The sequence below is a fragment of the Rhodanobacter sp. UC4451_H18 genome, assembly GCF_052978225.1.
This window is the reverse complement of the sequence record NZ_CM129663.1, coordinates 3,176,154-3,192,062: the sequence shown is the minus strand read 5'-3', so window position 1 is coordinate 3,192,062 and position 15,909 is coordinate 3,176,154. Positions and strand designations below refer to the sequence as shown.

Genomic DNA, 15,909 nt, shown 5'->3' with positions numbered 1-15,909 from the left:
CGTCTTCACCGCAGCCAGCGCAGGCTGGCGTCCGCACCCTCGTGCGGTTCGCCCTGCAGCAGCAAGCGCCCGCCCGCGGCGAGGCTGGTGGCCAGTGCCTTGATCGGCATCGACGCGGTGACATCCAGCAGGACACCGTCGTTCAGCGCACCGATCGTGGTGACCTGGCGCACCGAGGGATCGTTGTCGAGCGTGGCGAGCAGGCTGGCGTACTCATCGGCCGAATCCACGCCGCTGATCCACAACTTGCCTTCGCTGGCCGCCGCGCCGATCACGTTGAGCTGCTTGCCCAGCCGGTCGACCAGGCCGTTGCCGGCATCGGCCAGCACGGCATCCGCGTCCGCGCCCTGGTTGCTCCAGCGCTGCGCCTGACCGCCGGAAATCAGTGTCCAGTCCGCCGTTCCGTTATGCAGCTTGCCGAGCAGGACCAGGCCGGTGTGGTATTGCCGGTTGATGCGCGCCAGCGTGGCCGGGTCGGCCGCCGCGACCAGCGCCGGATCGGGCTCGCTGCCGGGCTCGGGGAAGACCACCGTGGTGCCGCGCGCCGCGGCGGTGGTGGCCAGGCTGGCCAGTTGCGCCGGATCGACGGCGCTGCCGTCGGCCTGCTGCACCAGCAGCAGCACCGGTGGCTTGATCCCCGCGCTGGCCACGCCGAGCTTGCCGATCAGCCGACGCACCGAGGCTGGCGCGAAATCCACGTCCAGCACCAGGCCGGTGGCGGCGCGCTGGTACTGGAACTTCTGCACCAGCGAACCGGCACTGCCCAGCGCCTCGGCATAGCCCGGGTTGCCGCGCAGGTCCTGCCCGCCGGCCACCCGCGCCATCACTTGCGCCAGCGCGGTGGAGAACGCCTGATCGCGCTGCTCGTCGCTGGTGTCGGTCACCGGCACGGTGACCGTGTACGGCGAGCCGGCTGCCTGCGCGTGCAGGCGCGGCAGCGCCGCCAACCCCAGCAGCAGGAACACGATCCACAGACGGTGCAGGCGCATGGGCACGGCGATCTTCCTGAAGAAACACCGGTGAAGTCTGCCCAATCCCGCCCGCAGCGTCCATCCGTGCGGTGCGGCGGCCACCGGATGCGGCGGGTTTCGGTTGCGCATCCTGCTAAACTTGCGCGTTTCTTCCACGCCGGTTTCCGCCATGTCCGACGCCCTCACCTACCGCGCCGCCGGTGTCGATATCGACGCCGGCAATGCCGTGGTCGAACGCATCAAGCCACTGGTCAAGCGCACCTTCCGTCCCGAAGTGATGGGCGGGCTGGGCGGCTTCGGCGGCCTGTTCGATCTCTCCGGCCGCTACCGGGAGCCGGTGCTGGTATCCGGCACCGACGGCGTCGGCACCAAGCTCAAGCTCGCCCAGCAGCTGGGCCGCCACGACACGATCGGCATCGACCTGGTCGGCATGTGCGTCAACGACGTGCTGGTGCAGGGCGCCGAGCCGCTGTTCTTCCTCGACTACTTCGCCACCGGCAAGCTGGACGTGGACACCACCGTGGCCGTGGTCGGCGGCATCGCCAGGGGCTGCGAGCTGGCCGGTTGCGCGCTGATCGGCGGCGAAACCGCCGAGATGCCCGACATGTACCCGCCCGGCGAATACGACCTGGCCGGCTTCACCGTCGGCGCGGTGGAAAAGTCACGCATGCTGAGCGGCGCGTCGATCGTGGCCGGCGACGTGGTGCTGGGCGTCGCCTCGAGCGGGCCGCACTCGAACGGCTATTCGCTGGTGCGCAGGATTCTCGAGCGCGCCGGCTACCCGTGGGAGCTTGATCTCGGCGGCGTGCCCCTGGCCGATGCGCTGATGGCGCCAACCACGATCTACGTGAAGCCGATGCTGGAGTTGTTGAAGGAAAGCGTGGTCCACGGACTCGCCCACATCACCGGCGGCGGCCTCAAGGAAAACATCATCCGCGTCGTGCCCGACGGCCTCGGCCTCGCGCTGGACGCATCGGCCATCGTGCTGCCGCCGGTGTTCGACTGGCTGATGCGCGAAGGCAAGGTCGCGCGCGAGGAAATGTGGCGCACGTTCAACTGCGGCATCGGCTTCACCGTGATCCTGCCGCCCGACGCCGTGGCCGACGCGTCCGCGCTGCTGGCGCAGCACGGCCTGGTCAGCTCGGTGATCGGCGCGGTGGTGAAGGCACAGGACGACGAGCGCGTGCATATCGGCTGACATATCGTGCCCGCCCGCGCTGCGCCGACATACCGTTCGCCCTGAGCGCAGCGCACGCGGAAAGCAGCCGGAAATGGCTGCTCTTTCAGGAAGCGAGGAAGCCGAAGGACCCTTCGACTCCGACCCTGCGGGCCCACGCTCAGGGCGAACGGCGAAAACCATGACCTCACCAACACGCATCGCCGTCCTCGCCTCCGGCCGCGGCAGCAATCTCGCCGCGCTGATTGCCGCGCGCGACGCCGGCACCCTGCCGGTGGAATTCGCCCTCGTGGCCAGCGACAAGGCCGACGCCGGCGCGCTGCGCCTGGCCGAGGCGGCCGGCATCCCCACCCTGGCGCTGTCGCCGAAAGCCTATCCCGATCGCCGCGCCTACGACCTGGACCTGTTCGGCCGCGTTGCCGCCAGCGGTGCCGAGCTGCTGGTGCTGGCCGGTTTCATGCGCGTGATCGACGCCGAGGCATTGCGTCCGTGGGTCGGCCGCGTGATCAACATCCATCCTTCGCTGCTGCCGAAGTACCGCGGCCTGCACACCCATCGGCGCGCGCTGGAAGCCGGCGACGCCGAACATGGCGCCAGCGTGCATTTCGTCACCGCCGAGCTCGATGGCGGCCCGGTGATCGCCCAGGCACGGCTGGCGATCGAGGCCGGCGACGACGAACAGCGCCTGGCCGAGCGCCTGCTGCCGCTGGAACACCGCCTGCTGCCGGCCGTGCTCGGCCTGCTCGCCAGCGGTCGCCTGCAATGGCGCGACGGCACAGCGCACCATGCCGGGCAGCCGCTGTCGGCCCCGCTGCTGCTGGGCGACCACGGCCTGGAGTGATGCACCATTCAGGCCGGCGCGGGCAGACTCCTGGCATGACCATGCGACCCCTGCTCGCCACCCTGCTGGCCCTTTCCTTCTGGCTTGGCACCGCCACCGCGGCCACCACGCCGGGCGCCTTCACTGCCACCTACGAGGTGTCGCGCGACGGCAGCCCGATGGGCACCGCCACGGTGAGCCTGCAGAACGACGGCAACGGTCAGTGGACCTACCGCAAGGCGGTCAAGGGCACCGGCGGCCTCGCCGCGCTGCTCGGCGCCAGCACGGACGAGACCTCACGCTTCCGCTGGAAGGGCCAGCTGCCCGAGGCGATCAGCTACGACTATCAGCTGCGGACCGGGATCAAGGACAAGACGCGCCACCTGCGCGTGGACTGGAACGCCCGCCAGGTGCACGTCGAGAGCAGCAAGGGCAGCGAGAGCTATCCGGCGCAGCCGGGCATCGTCGAGCGCAACACCTTGCCGCTGGCGCTGGGCGTGGCCCTGCAGGACGGCCAGCAGCAGGTGGCGCTGGCGGTCGCCGTGCGCCAGCGGGTGGAGACCCAGCAATTCAGGGTCGTCGGCAAGGAAAACATCCAGGTTCCCGCCGGCAGCTTCCAGGCCCAGCGGGTCGACCGCACCGATGCCGACCGCGGCTTCAGTGCCTGGTATGCGCCCGAGCGCTACCCGCTGCCGGTCAAGCTGTCGCAGCACGATGGCGGCGACCTCACGATGGAGCTGGTGAGCTACAAGGCCGACTGATCCGTAGGAGCCCGCTCGCAGGCGATGCTTTTGGCGAATCCCCAATGCCGAGTCCCGGCACAAAAGCATCGCCCGCGAGCGGGCTCCTACGGGTGGGGACGCGGTCCTAGGACGCCGGATCAGCTCGGCAGGCGGCGGATACGCGCGCCGAGCACGCCGAGCTTCTCCTCGATGTTCTCGTAGCCGCGGTCGATGTGGTAGACGCGGTCGACCACGGTTTCGCCGCTGGCGACCAGGCCGGCCAGCACCAGGCAGGCCGAGGCGCGCAGGTCGGTGGCCATGATCGGCGCGCCGCTCATGTGCTCCACGCCCTTCACGATCGCGGTGTTGCCTTCCAGTCGGATGTCGGCGCCCAGGCGCTGCAGTTCGTGCGCGTGCATGAAGCGGTTCTCGAACACCGTCTCGGTGACCACGCCGGTGCCTTCGGCCACGCAGTTGAGCGCGGTGAACTGCGCCTGCATGTCGGTCGGGAACGCCGGGTACGGCGCGGTGCTGATGTTGACCGCCTTCGGCCGGCGCCCGCCCATGTCCAGCTCGATCCAGTCGTCACCGGTGGAAATCTGCGCGCCGGCTTCCTCCAGCTTGGCCAGCACCGCGTCCAGCGTGTTGGCGCGCGCGTGGCGCGCGCGCACCTTGCCGCCGGTCATCGCCGCGCCGACCAGGAAGGTGCCGGTCTCGATGCGGTCGGGCAGCACGCTGTACTCGGCGCCGTGCAGGCGCTCCACGCCGTGAATCACCATGGTGGAACTGCCGGCGCCCTCGATCTGCGCGCCCATCGCCATCAGGCAATGCGCCAGGTCCACCACCTCGGGCTCCTGCGCGGCGTTGTCGATGATGGTGGTGCCCTGCGCCAGGGTCGCGGCCATCATGATGTTCTCGGTGCCGGTGACGGTGACCATGTCCATGGTGACGCGCGCGCCCTTCAGCCGCGACGCCTTCGCCTTGATGTAGCCGTTCTCCACCGTGATGTCGGCGCCCAGCGCCTGCAGCCCGCGGATGTGCTGATCGACCGGGCGCGAACCGATCGCGCAGCCACCGGGCAGCGAGACCTCGGCCTGGCCGAAGCGCGCCACCAGCGGACCCAGCACCAGGATCGAGGCGCGCATCGTGCGCACCAGGTCGTACGGCGCCACGCAGGTGCTGGTGGTGCGCGGGTCGACGTGCATCTTCATGCGGTCGTCCAGCACCAGTTGCACGCCCATCTGGCCGAGCAGCTCGATGAAGGTGGTGACGTCGTGCAGATGCGGCACGTTGCCGATGCTGACCGGCTCGTCGGCCAGCAGGCAGGCGGCGAGGATCGGCAGCACGGCGTTCTTGGCGCCGGAAATGCCGACCTCGCCATGAAGTGGCACGCCGCCGTTGATGAGGATTTTGGCCATGGAGAGCTGGGAATCGGAAATGGGAAAGGGGGAATCGGAAAAGCCGGATGCGAGAACCTGGGAGGGAACGGCGGCTGCCATTCCCCATGCCCTATTCCCTGTTCCCGGCCTCCTCCGGCGTCAAGGTCTTCAGTGCCAGCGCGTGGATCGCGCCGCCCATCAGCTCGCCCAGGGTGGCGTAGACCAGTCGGTGGCGCGCCAGCGGCAGCTTGCCGGCGAACTGGCTGGCGACGACGGTGGCTTCGAAATGCACGCCGTCGGCGCCGTCGACCTCGGCCCGGGCGCCGGGCAGGCCTGCTTCGATCATCGCCTGTATGCGGTTGGGGTCCATGGGCGTTCCATACGGAGTCGTGCCGGCGAGGCCATGGGTGGCGCGCGTGGCGGCACCATGGGGCAGGCAAAGACGTTAAAATGCGAATATGCCATGGTAATGGAATTCTTCTGGCACAGAAACGACGTCGGCGCCCTTCCCCCACTTGAGCTCACATGAACGCACGCATCGCCCCACCCGCGTCGAACGCACCGAGCCCCGACGCCATCATCCGCAGCGCCCGTACCGTGATCGCCACCGAGGCGACCGCGATCGCCGCGCTGGAGCAGCGCATCGGCGACGACTTCGCCGCCGCCTGCAGCCTGATCCTGGCCTGCAAGGGCCGCGTGGTGGTCAGTGGCATGGGCAAATCCGGCCACGTGGCGCGCAAGATCGCCGCCACCCTGGCTTCCACCGGCACCCCGGCGTTCTTCGTGCACCCGGGCGAAGCCAGCCACGGCGACCTGGGCATGATCCTGCCGCAGGACGTGGTGCTGGCGATCTCCTACTCGGGCGAGACCGACGAACTGCTGTTCATCCTGCCGGTCATCAAACGCCAGGGCATCCCGCTGATCGCGATCACCGGGCGCGCCACCTCCTCGCTGGCGCGCGAGGCCGAGGTACACCTGGATGGCAGCATCTCCAGCGAAGCCTGCCCGCTCGGGCTGGCGCCGACCACCAGCACCACGGTGGCGCTGGTGCTGGGCGACGCGCTGGCGATCGCGCTGCTGGAAGCGCGCGGCTTCACCGCCGACGATTTCGCCCGCTCGCACCCGGCCGGCGCGCTGGGCCGGCGCCTGCTGCTGCACATCAGCGACGTGATGCACAGCGGCGACGACGTGCCGCGGGTGTCGCCCGATGCCTCGCTCACCACCGCGCTGATGGAAATGACCCGCAAGCAACTGGGCATGACCGCCGTGGTGGATGCCGAGCAGCGCCTGCTGGGGGTGTTCACCGACGGTGACCTGCGCCGCGCGCTGGACGACGAGGAGGTCGACCTACGCGGCGCCCGTGTCGCCGACCTGATGACCCGCGGCCCCAAGACGATCGGCGCCGAGCGCCTGGCCGCCGAGGCCGCGCAGCTGATGGAGAAGCACCAGATCCACGCGCTGCTGGTGGTCGACGACGAACAGCACGTCGTCGGCGCGCTGAACATTCACGATCTGCTTCGTGCGCGCGTGGTCTGATTTGCCTTGGCAAATCAGAAAATCAGGCAAGCTCGCGCTTTCGCTCTGAAACCCGAAATCACAATCGTGCCCAATCCCGTCTATCTCACCAATCTTCCGGCAGCGATCCTTGAGCGCGCGGCCCGCGTCCGCCTGGCCGTGTTCGACGTCGACGGCACGCTCACCGACGGCCGCCTGTGGTACGGCGAGGACGGCCGCGAGACCAAGGTGTTCCACGTGCACGACGGGCTGGGCCTGAAACGGCTGCAGGCCTACGGCGTGCAGGTCGCGCTGATCACCGCGCGGATCAGCCATCCGGTGGCGCTGCGCGCCGAGGAGCTGGACATCGCCCACGTCTACCAGGGCCAAGGCAACAAGCGTGCCTGCCTGAACGAATTGCTCGACGCGCTGCAATTGCAGCCCGCGCAGGTGGCCTACGTCGGCGACGACCTGCCCGATCTCGCACCGATGCGCGTGGCGGGCCTGGCCGTGGCGGTGGCCAATGCACACCCGTGGATCGCCGAGGCGGCCCACTGGCAGACGCGCGCGCCCGGCGGCGAAGGCGCGGCGCGCGAGGTGTGCGACCTGATCCTGCATGCGCAAGGCCACGGCGACGCCGAGCGGGAGCACTGGCAGTGAGCTTGCGCCAGTGGCTGCGCGACCGGCGCCTGCCGGCCGCCATCGTGCTGGTCGGCCTCGCCGCGGGCACCAGCCAGTTGCTGCTGTGGTGGCTGGGCCCGGCGCCGCGCGCGCGCGACTTCGTCGGCCCACCGCGTTCGAGCTACACCTTGAGCGATGCCCGCGTCACCGAGTTCGGCGTCGACGGCAAGCCCAGCGTGTACCTGCAGGCGCCGCGGGTGGACCGGCGCGAAGGCGACGAGTCGCTGTATCTCGACTCGCCCACGTTCCAGATTCCTGCCGAACAGGCCGGCGTGCCGCCGTGGCGCGGCAAGTCGCGCTACGGCTGGGTCAACAAGCCGGGCACCGTGCTCAAGCTGCAGGGGCCGGTCGAGCTGCACCGGGATGCCTTCACCGACGCGCACGGCGTGGCCCGCCCCGATGCCGGCGTGAAGACCTCGGAAGTCACCGCGTGGCCGCGCGAAAACCGCCTGGAAACGGCCCAACCCGCCCAGCTCACGCAGGGCGACAGTAGAATGAACGGGGTCGGCATGCGCGCCAACCTCTCTGACAACCACCTGGAACTTCTCCATGACGTCCACGGCATCCTCTTTCCGCACCCACGGAATGCTCCGGCTCGCCCTGCTCGTGCTGGGGGCGCTGCTGCTGCAGCCCGCCCTGGCCAGGAAGGATGACCGCAGCCAGCCGATGCGGGTGGTGCATGCCGATTCGTTCAGCGGCTTCAATGCACCCAACAGCGTCACCACGCTCAACGGCCACGTCGAGCTGAGCCAGGGCACGCTGCGGATCACCGGCGACCTGGCCAAGATCTACGTCGACGGCAACCAGCAGCTGAGCCGCATCGTGGTCACCGGCAACGCCCACATCCAGCAACTGGACGACGCCGGCAACCTGATGTCCGGCGACGCGCGCACGCTGGACTACGACAACATCAAGGGCATCGCCACGCTCAAGGGCCAGGCCGCGGTGCACCAGCAAGGTCGCGGCGAAGCCCATGGCGACACCCTCACCTACAACACGCAGACCAGCGAGATGACCGGCAGCAGCGGCAACGACGGCATGGTGCACATGATTTTCCTGCCCAAGCCGCAGCCCGCTACCGCGCACTCCGCCACCGTCCCTCCCGCCCCCGCGTCTTCCGCCGCGGCGCCGGCCGCCGCGGCCAGCAGCCCGGCGCCGCAGGGGCAACACTGACCCCATGCTCTCCGCCGAAGGTCTGCAGAAAAGCTTCAAGTCGCGCCAGGTCGTGCGCCATTTCGCGTTCTCCATCCGCGAGGGCGAAGTAGTCGGCCTGCTCGGCCCCAACGGCGCCGGCAAGACCACCTGCTTCTACATGGTGGTCGGCCTGATCGAGGCCGATGCCGGCACGATCACCCTGGACAAGCGCGACATCACCGGCCTGCCGATGCATGCACGCGCCAAGCTTGGCATCGGCTACCTGCCGCAGGAGGCGTCGGTGTTCCGCCGGCTGAGCGTGGCGGACAACATCATGGCGGTGCTGGAACTGCGCGAGGGGTTGACCTCGAAGCAGCGCGACAGCGAGCTGGAAAGCCTGCTCGACGAATTGAAGATCGCCCACATCGCCGGCCAGAAAGGCATCAGCCTGTCCGGTGGCGAGCGGCGCCGCGTGGAAATCGCCCGCGCGCTGGCGGCCAATCCGCGCTACATGTTGCTGGACGAACCGTTCGCCGGCGTCGACCCGATCTCCGTAGGCGAGATCCAGCGCATCGTGCGCCACCTCAAGGAACGCGGCATCGGCGTGCTCATCACCGACCACAACGTGCGCGAAACCCTGGGCATCTGCGACCGCGCCTACATCCTGAACGAGGGCGAGGTGCTCTCGCGCGGCACGCCGGCGCACATCCTGGCCGACGAAAAGGTCCGCGAGGTCTATCTGGGCCGCGAATTCCGGCTCTGAGCGAGGGCGTGACGGGCCGCGCTGGCCGCGTCTCCGGCCACGCGCTAGGATGGCCGCACGTTCCTTCGACCTGGCTGGCATGAAACCCGCATTACAGTTTCGCCTCCACCAGCAACTGACCCTGACGCCGCAACTGCAGCAGGCGATCCGCCTGTTGCAGCTGTCGCAGCTGGAGCTGGAAGCCGAACTGCGGCAGATCGCCGAGAGCAACCCGTTGCTGGAGTTTGCCGAGGAGGCCGAGGACGAGGAAACCGAAGGTCTCGACGACGCCGAGAACAATTTCCAGCTCGCCGACAAGGCGCCCGAGAGCCACAGCGAGAACGATGAAGGCGCCATCGACTGGGCCGACGGCGGCGGCGTGGCGGAGTCGCCGATCGACTTCTCCAGCAACAGTCCCGGCAACGGCAGCGGTTCGCGCGGCGACGAGGATTTCGAGCCGCAGAACGCCGCCCCGGAAACCCTGCAGCAACACCTGACCTGGCAGCTTAACCTGGCCTCGTTCAACCCGCGCGAACACCTGATCGCCACCGTGCTGATCGACGCGCTCAATCCCGCCGGCTACCTGGCCGAGGGGATGGAAGCGGTGCTCGCCGCGCTGCCAGCCGGCTTCGACGCCAGCGTGGAGGAAGTGGAGGCGGTGCGTCGCCGGCTGCAGGGCTTCGACCCGGCCGGCGTCGGCAGCCTGGACCTGCGCGACTGCCTGCGCGTGCAACTGGAGCAATTCGACCCCGACACCCCGCATCGCAGCCTGGCGCTGCGCATCGTCGACAGCGAGCTGGAATTGCTGGCGCGCAACGACATCGTGCGACTGGCGCGGCGCCTGCATGCCACGCCCGACGACGTGGCCGAGGCCGCCGTATTGATCCGCAGCCTGGACCCGCGCCCCGGCGCGGCGCTGGACGCCACCCCGGTCGAGTACGTGGCGCCGGACGCCTATGCGATCCGCGACGGCATGCGCTGGCGGGTCAGCCTCAACCCCGATTCGCAGCCCCGGCTGGGCCTGAACCAGCACTACTGCGGCCTGATCGCCAAGGCCCGCGGCGAGGATGCCAGCTGGATGCGCGGCCAGCTGCAGGAGGCGCGCTGGCTGATCAAGAGCCTGGAATCGCGCGCCGAAACCCTGCTCAAGGTGGCCGAGGCGATCGTGCGCCGGCAAAGCGCCTTCCTCGACTACGGCCCGGAGGCGATGCATCCGCTGGTGCTGCGCGAAGTGGCCGAGGAGGTGGGCATGCACGAATCCACCATCTCGCGGGTCACCACGCGCAAGTACCTGCACACGCCGCGCGGCACCTTCGAGCTGAAGTATTTTTTTTCCAGCGGCGTCTCCACGGAGGATGGCGGCAGCGCCTCGGCTACTGCGATCCAGGCCATGCTGCGCAAGCTCATCGAGGCGGAGAATCCGCGCAAGCCGCTGTCCGACCAGGCCATCGCCGAAGAATTGCAGGCCAAGGGCATCCAGGTCGCCCGTCGCACCGTGGCCAAATACCGGGAGGGGCTGCGCATACCCACATCCAGCGAACGCCAGCGCGCCGGCTGACCCGCCGCGACGCGCGGAGGAAACGGGGGAACTTGCTTGTCGCCAAAGTGTTCCCATGTCTTGTAGACGAGATGACTGAAAGACGTGCCAGGTCGAGCCGACCGCGGCACGTCCACCCGCCGCGAAACGCGGCACTGCACCACCAGAGGAGGCGCCTCCATGCAATTCCAACTCAGCGGCCAGCAGATTGAAGTCACCCCGGCGCTGCGCGACCACGCCACCGCCAAGCTCGACCGCCTCACCCGCCTCGACGACAAGCTGAAAAGCCTCGTGATCGTGCTCTCGCTGGACAAGCTCCAGCAGCGCGCCGACGGCACCCTGAGCGTGGTCGGCGGCACCCTGCACGCCGAAGCCACCGAGGCGGACATGTACGCCTCCATCGACGTGCTGTTCGACAAGCTGGTCGCGCAGTTGCGCAAGTACCGCGAGAAAGTCGCCGACAAGCATCAGCGCGAGGCGCGCGAGGAACGCCAGTACGGCTGATCCCTCCGCGTCGGTTCGACCATTCGCATGCAGCACGGCCCGCCGGTTCTCCGGCGGGCCGTTCTTGCCTCTGCACGCCGTGCAAGCCGCAAGCTGGCACAATGGTGGCGGTTCGGGCGGCCCACGTCGCCCATCACGCGACACAAGGGCCGCAGGCTTGGATCGGATCAGCGCGCGACAACTCTACGACGGCGTGCACGAGCGCATGGCGCTGCGCTGGGTGTCGGGCATGCGCGGCGAATCGCGGCTGCTGGAGCCGGGCGTGGCGCAGGCGCGGCGGCCGTCGCTGATCGGCTACCTCAACATCATCTACCCGAACAAGATCCAGATCATCGGCTCGGAGGAGCTCAACTACCTCGACGGGCTCGACTCGCGCCAGCGCTGGGAAGTGATGCACAAGATCGCCGCCTACCAGCCGGTGGCGCTGATCGTGACCAAGGATCAATCCGTTCCCGCCGACCTGCGCGAGGTCGCCGAGGAAACCGACATGCCGCTGTGGATCAGCCCCAAGCGCGGCCACGAGTTGCTGACCTACCTGCAATATCACCTGGCGCGCATGCTGGCGGCCAAGACCACGCTGCACGGCGTCTTTCTGGAAGTGTTCTCGATCGGCGTGCTGATCACCGGCGAGGCCGGCTCGGGCAAGAGCGAGCTGGCGCTGGAACTGATCAGCCGCGGCCATCGGCTGGTGGCCGACGACGCCACCGAGTTCACCCTGATCGCGCCGGACGTGATCGACGGCACCTGCCCCGAGCTGCTGCAGGACCTGCTCGAAGTGCGCGGCCTGGGCGTCCTCAACGTGCGCGAGATGTTCGGTCACATGTCGGTGAAGACTTCCAAGTACCTGCGCCTGGTGGTGCACCTGAAGCCGCTGCGCGACGGCGAGGAGGCCGATGCGCTCACCCGCCTCACCGGCGACATCGGCCATCGCCCGATCCTCGACGTGCAGGTGCCGATGATCACCATCCCGGTGGCGTCCGGCCGCAACATCGCGGTGCTGGTCGAAGCCGCGGTGCGCAGCCACGCGCTGAAGAGCAAGGGCATCGATCCGGCGCAGACCTTCATCGACCGCCAGGCGCACCAGCTGCGCCGACTGCCCCCGTGGTGAACGCATGAACGAGAACGAGCCGCCGCTGACCCCCTTCAACGCCCGCGAGGGAATCCACCTGATCGTGCTCACCGGCCTGTCCGGCGGCGGCAAGACGGTGGCGCTGCGCGCGCTGGAGGATCTGGAGTTCTACTGCGTCGACAACCTGCCCGGCAGCCTGCTGCCGCACCTGGTGCAGGCCGTGCTGCAGGATCGCAGCAGCCGGCGCCGGCGCATCGCGGTGGGCATGGACGTGCGCAATCGCGGCGAGGACTTCGCCCACCTGCCCCATGTGTTGTCCGAGCTGGCCGCCTCCGGGGTGGAGCCGCACCTGATCTTCCTCGACTGCCGCGACGAGGTGCTGATCAAGCGCTACTCGGAAACCCGCCGGCGCCACCCGCTGGCCTTGCGCGGCGTGTCGCTCGCCGATGCGATCGTCGAGGAGCGCCGCCTGCTGCGCCCGCTGATGGCGATCGCCGAGAAGGTGATCGATTCCAGCGACCTCAACGTGCACCAGCTGCGCCGGCTGGTCGCCACCGGCTACGCGCAGGCCACCGAGGGATTGACCCTGATGTTCCAGTCGTTCGCGTTCAAGCGCGGACTGCCACTGGATGCGGATTTCGTGTTCGATGCGCGCTGCCTGCCCAACCCGCACTGGCAACCGCATCTGCGGCCGTTGTCGGGCAAGGACGCGCCGGTGCGCGAATACCTCGACGCCGAGCCCATGGTGGGCGAGTACTTCGCCGACACCGCGAGCTGGCTCGACCGCTGGATTCCGCGCTTCGAACAGGACGACCGCAGCTACCTGACCGTCTCCATCGGCTGCACCGGCGGACGCCACCGCTCGGTCTATCTGGTGGAGAAGCTCGCCGCGCACTACCGCAGCCAGCGCGAAGGCGTGCTCACCTTCCACCGCGAGCTCGAATGATGATGCGCGCGAGCCACCCGGCGAGGCCAACCCCATGAGCGTCGGCGTGCTGCTGATGACCCACGAGGCGGTCGGCCACGCGCTGATCTCCGCCGCGCGCCACGTGATGCCGCAGCTGCCGCTGCGGGTGGCCGCGGTGGAAGTGCCGCCGGAGGCCGACCCGGAGGTCATGCGCTCGCTCACCGCCCACCACGCGCGCGAGCTGGACCAGGGCGGCGGCGTGCTGATCCTGGCCGACCTGTACGGCGCCACCCCGTGCAACATCGGCCTGTCGCTGGGCGCGCTCGGCGTGCACCTGCGCTGCGTGTCGGGGCTCAACCTGCCGATGCTGCTGCGCGTCCTCAACTACGCGGAGAAGCCGCTCGACGAACTGGCCGAAATCGCCGCCAGCGGCGGCCGCGGCGGCATCTTCATCGACCACGCCTGACACTGCCCATGCTCGAACAAGAAATCGTCGTCTCCAACAAGCTCGGCCTGCACGCCCGCGCCTCGGCCAAGCTGGTGCAACTGGTGCAGGGCTTCAAATCCACCGTCTGGCTGGTCAGCAAGGGCCGCGAGGTCAACGCGCAAAGCATCATGGGCGTAATGATGCTCGCCGCCGGCATCGGCACGCCGTTGAACGTGCGCGCCGACGGCCCCGACGAGGAAGCCGCCCTGGCCGCCGTCGTCGAACTGTTCGAACGCAAGTTCGACGAGGGAGCGTGAGATGCAGGGGATCGGCGCCCAAGGGGGCCAATCGTGAGACACGTCCTCCCCGGCACGCTGGCGGCGCGCGGCATGGCGCTCGGACGGGCGCGGCTGGTGCAGCCGAGCCGCTACGCCGTCGACACCCGGCCACTGGACGAGGGCGAGGTCGAGGAGCAATTGCAGCTGCTGCACCGGGCGCTGGAGACCGCGCGGCAGGAACTGCGCGAGTTGCGCGGCAAGCTGCACGGCGCGCTGGCACGCGAGGTCAACGAGTTCATCGACGCGCACAGCCTGCTGCTGGACGATGCCGAACTGCTGCGCGGGCTGGACGACCTGGTGCGGGTCGGCCGCTACCGACCCGGCGCGGCGCTGAAAAAACAACGTGACCGCCTCGCCGCCGTGTTCGAGGCGATGGACGACCCCTACCTGCGCAGCCGCAAGGAGGACGTCGAGCAGGTGATCAACCGGGTGATCTCCGCGCTGCAGCGCCAGACCAGCCCGGAGGAACGCAAGCTGGCCGCCCGCGTCGGCGAGATCCTGATCGCCGACTCGATCGCCCCGGCCGACATGGCGCAACTGGCCGGCGCCGGGCTGCTCGGCGTCGTCGCCAGCTCCGGCAGCGCCTACTCGCACAGCGCGATCCTGGCGCGCAGCCTCGGCCTGCCGATGCTGGTGGGCACGCGCGACGCGCTGGCCGACATCCACGACGACGACCTGATCCTGCTCGACGCCGAGCGCGGCGAAACGGTGGTGCATCCCACCGCGCAGGACCTGTCGCGCTACCGCGCCTGGCAGCGCCAAGCCGCCGACGAAGGGCGCCGCCTGGCCAAGCTGGCCAACGCGCCCACGCGCACCCGCGACGGCGTCGAGATCGCCCTGCTGGCCAATGCCGAAACCCCCGCCGACGTGGCGACGGCGCGCGCCCGCGGCGCAGACGGCGTGGGCCTCTACCGCACCGAGTTCCTGTTCCTGCGCAAACGCGCACTGCCCTCCGAGGACGAGCAGTTCATCGCCTACCGCGACCTGGTGATGGGCATGGGCGGCCTGCCGGTGACGATCCGCACGCTGGATCTCGGCGCCGACAAGGCCGACGCCGCCGGACTGACGCTGCGCGGCGAGGACAACCCCGCGCTCGGCGTGCGCGGCGTGCGCCTGTCGTTGCGCTACCCGGCCGTGTTCACCACCCAGATCCGCGCGATCCTGCGCGCCGCGTGCTACGGCCCGGTGCGCGTGCTGGTGCCGATGGTGACCCAGCCGGACGAGCTGATCGCCGTACGCACCCTGTTCAAGCTGGCGCGGCAGGAGCTCAAGCGCGAGAACATCGACCTGCCGGAGAAACTGCCGCTGGGCGCCATGATCGAAGTGCCCGCCGCGGCGATCAACGTGCGCGCGCTGCTGGAACACAGCGACTTCCTCGCCATCGGCACCAACGACCTGGCCCAATACGTGCTCGCCGCCGACCGCGGCAACGATGCGCTGGACAACATCTACACCCCGCTGCAACCGGCCCTGCTGCGCCTGCTCTCGCACGTGATCGGCGCCGGCCGCCGCGCGAAGAAGCCAGTGAGCCTGTGCGGCGAGATCGCCGGCGACATCAGCTTCACCGCACTGCTGCTGATGCTCGGCCTCAACGAGTTCAGCATGCACCCAAGCCAGATCCTGCAGGTCCGCGACCGCCTCGCCGCGCTCGACCGCGCCCACCTGCGCCGCCACGCCGCGGCGTTGCTGCGCGCACATACCCACGAGCAGGTGGCGGCGACGTTGAACACGATCCTCGGGAACGCCGCGCCCTGATGTCGGCGAATAATGGGAATGGACGTGGCTAATTGAATTCGTGCGTCGCATGGCACGGCGAGCTGCCTGCAGGGCTTAATTAGCCATGTCCCCTTTATTGGCGGACAGGGCTTTCGTATCAGTTCCACAGGGCGGCTGAGCGGCAGGAGCCATCGTCGGACCAAGGCTTCACGTCCCAGTCGCATGACAGAGTACAGCCGCCGTTGCGATCGAAACGGTGTCAGCCATTGATCAACGCCGCTTACCTCGCAC

At 69.1% G+C, this 15,909-nt stretch carries 18 protein-coding genes; 15 read left to right on the top strand and 3 right to left on the bottom strand.

Annotated elements, in window-relative coordinates; genetic code table 11:
• Positions 1 to 5: 5 nt before the first annotated feature.
• On the bottom strand, positions 6 to 989 hold the full coding sequence (locus tag ACVCMG_RS14260; RefSeq protein WP_447115421.1) for a DUF2066 domain-containing protein: 984 nt from the start codon (positions 987 to 989) through the stop codon (positions 6 to 8).
• A 151-nt stretch (positions 990 to 1,140) separates the two neighbouring features.
• Here ACVCMG_RS14260 and purM point away from each other — a divergent pair, with 151 nt between their 5' ends.
• The 3 genes from purM to ACVCMG_RS14245 all read left to right on the top strand — a co-directional run bounded on the left by purM (position 1,141) and on the right by ACVCMG_RS14245 (position 3,729).
• On the top strand, positions 1,141 to 2,169 hold the full coding sequence (gene purM, locus ACVCMG_RS14255) for a phosphoribosylformylglycinamidine cyclo-ligase (RefSeq protein ID WP_447106624.1): 1,029 nt from the start codon (positions 1,141 to 1,143) through the stop codon (positions 2,167 to 2,169).
• A 160-nt stretch (positions 2,170 to 2,329) separates the two neighbouring features.
• Positions 2,330 to 2,989: a phosphoribosylglycinamide formyltransferase gene (purN, locus tag ACVCMG_RS14250; protein ID WP_395120021.1), complete on the top strand. Its 660-nt coding sequence runs from the start codon at positions 2,330 to 2,332 to the stop codon at positions 2,987 to 2,989.
• A 35-nt stretch (positions 2,990 to 3,024) separates the two neighbouring features.
• On the top strand, positions 3,025 to 3,729 hold the full coding sequence (locus tag ACVCMG_RS14245) for a DUF3108 domain-containing protein (RefSeq protein ID WP_395120022.1): 705 nt from the start codon (positions 3,025 to 3,027) through the stop codon (positions 3,727 to 3,729).
• A gap of 119 nt (positions 3,730 to 3,848) precedes the next feature.
• On the opposite strand, the gene murA is transcribed toward ACVCMG_RS14245, so the two are convergent.
• The gene (gene murA / locus ACVCMG_RS14240) at positions 3,849 to 5,108 is read right to left on the bottom strand and encodes a UDP-N-acetylglucosamine 1-carboxyvinyltransferase (protein WP_447098210.1); all 1,260 of its coding nucleotides are present in this window, start codon (positions 5,106 to 5,108) and stop codon (positions 3,849 to 3,851) included.
• A 91-nt stretch (positions 5,109 to 5,199) separates the two neighbouring features.
• Positions 5,200 to 5,439 carry a BolA family protein gene (locus ACVCMG_RS14235; protein WP_395120024.1) on the bottom strand — a complete coding sequence of 80 codons (240 nt, stop codon included), beginning with the start codon at positions 5,437 to 5,439 and terminating at the stop codon, positions 5,200 to 5,202.
• Positions 5,440 to 5,594: 155 nt separating this feature from the next.
• On the opposite strand from ACVCMG_RS14235, the gene ACVCMG_RS14230 reads away from it, so the two are divergent.
• The 12 genes from ACVCMG_RS14230 to ptsP all read left to right on the top strand — a co-directional run bounded on the left by ACVCMG_RS14230 (position 5,595) and on the right by ptsP (position 15,657).
• Positions 5,595 to 6,605 carry a KpsF/GutQ family sugar-phosphate isomerase gene (locus ACVCMG_RS14230; protein ID WP_395120025.1) on the top strand — a complete coding sequence of 337 codons (1,011 nt, stop codon included), beginning with the start codon at positions 5,595 to 5,597 and terminating at the stop codon, positions 6,603 to 6,605.
• Between the two features lie 66 nt (positions 6,606 to 6,671).
• Positions 6,672 to 7,223 (top strand): KdsC family phosphatase, encoded by a 552-nt coding sequence (locus tag ACVCMG_RS14225; RefSeq protein WP_395120026.1) that lies wholly within the window; start codon positions 6,672 to 6,674, stop codon positions 7,221 to 7,223.
• On the top strand, positions 7,220 to 7,897 hold the full coding sequence (gene lptC, locus ACVCMG_RS14220; RefSeq protein ID WP_447099782.1) for an LPS export ABC transporter periplasmic protein LptC: 678 nt from the start codon (positions 7,220 to 7,222) through the stop codon (positions 7,895 to 7,897). The genes ACVCMG_RS14225 and lptC overlap by 4 nt, the downstream gene beginning before the upstream one ends.
• Positions 7,830 to 8,417 (top strand): lipopolysaccharide transport periplasmic protein LptA, encoded by a 588-nt coding sequence (lptA, locus tag ACVCMG_RS14215; RefSeq protein ID WP_447114410.1) that lies wholly within the window; start codon positions 7,830 to 7,832, stop codon positions 8,415 to 8,417. The genes lptC and lptA overlap by 68 nt, the downstream gene beginning before the upstream one ends.
• 4 nt (positions 8,418 to 8,421) lie before the next feature.
• Positions 8,422 to 9,141, top strand: a complete 720-nt coding sequence (lptB, locus tag ACVCMG_RS14210) for an LPS export ABC transporter ATP-binding protein (protein WP_395120029.1) — start codon at positions 8,422 to 8,424, stop codon at positions 9,139 to 9,141.
• 79 nt (positions 9,142 to 9,220) lie between these two features.
• The gene (locus tag ACVCMG_RS14205) at positions 9,221 to 10,678 is read left to right on the top strand and encodes an RNA polymerase factor sigma-54 (RefSeq protein ID WP_395121236.1); all 1,458 of its coding nucleotides are present in this window, start codon (positions 9,221 to 9,223) and stop codon (positions 10,676 to 10,678) included.
• Between the two features lie 159 nt (positions 10,679 to 10,837).
• Positions 10,838 to 11,161, top strand: coding sequence for a ribosome hibernation-promoting factor, HPF/YfiA family (hpf, locus tag ACVCMG_RS14200; protein WP_395120030.1), 324 nt, complete (start codon positions 10,838 to 10,840; stop codon positions 11,159 to 11,161).
• Between the two features lie 205 nt (positions 11,162 to 11,366).
• Complete coding sequence (gene hprK / locus ACVCMG_RS14195) at positions 11,367 to 12,269, top strand: HPr(Ser) kinase/phosphatase (RefSeq protein ID WP_447099588.1); 903 nt, start codon at positions 11,367 to 11,369, stop codon at positions 12,267 to 12,269.
• A gap of 4 nt (positions 12,270 to 12,273) precedes the next feature.
• Entirely contained in the window at positions 12,274 to 13,176 is a 903-nt protein-coding gene (gene rapZ / locus ACVCMG_RS14190; RefSeq protein WP_447098207.1) for an RNase adapter RapZ, read from the top strand.
• Positions 13,177 to 13,210: 34 nt separating this feature from the next.
• Positions 13,211 to 13,603 (top strand): PTS sugar transporter subunit IIA, encoded by a 393-nt coding sequence (locus tag ACVCMG_RS14185; RefSeq protein ID WP_395120033.1) that lies wholly within the window; start codon positions 13,211 to 13,213, stop codon positions 13,601 to 13,603.
• 8 nt (positions 13,604 to 13,611) lie between these two features.
• Positions 13,612 to 13,881 carry an HPr family phosphocarrier protein gene (locus tag ACVCMG_RS14180; RefSeq protein WP_395120034.1) on the top strand — a complete coding sequence of 90 codons (270 nt, stop codon included), beginning with the start codon at positions 13,612 to 13,614 and terminating at the stop codon, positions 13,879 to 13,881.
• A gap of 33 nt (positions 13,882 to 13,914) precedes the next feature.
• Positions 13,915 to 15,657: a phosphoenolpyruvate--protein phosphotransferase gene (ptsP, locus tag ACVCMG_RS14175; protein ID WP_395120035.1), complete on the top strand. Its 1,743-nt coding sequence runs from the start codon at positions 13,915 to 13,917 to the stop codon at positions 15,655 to 15,657.
• The last annotated feature ends 252 nt before the right edge of the window (positions 15,658 to 15,909 follow it).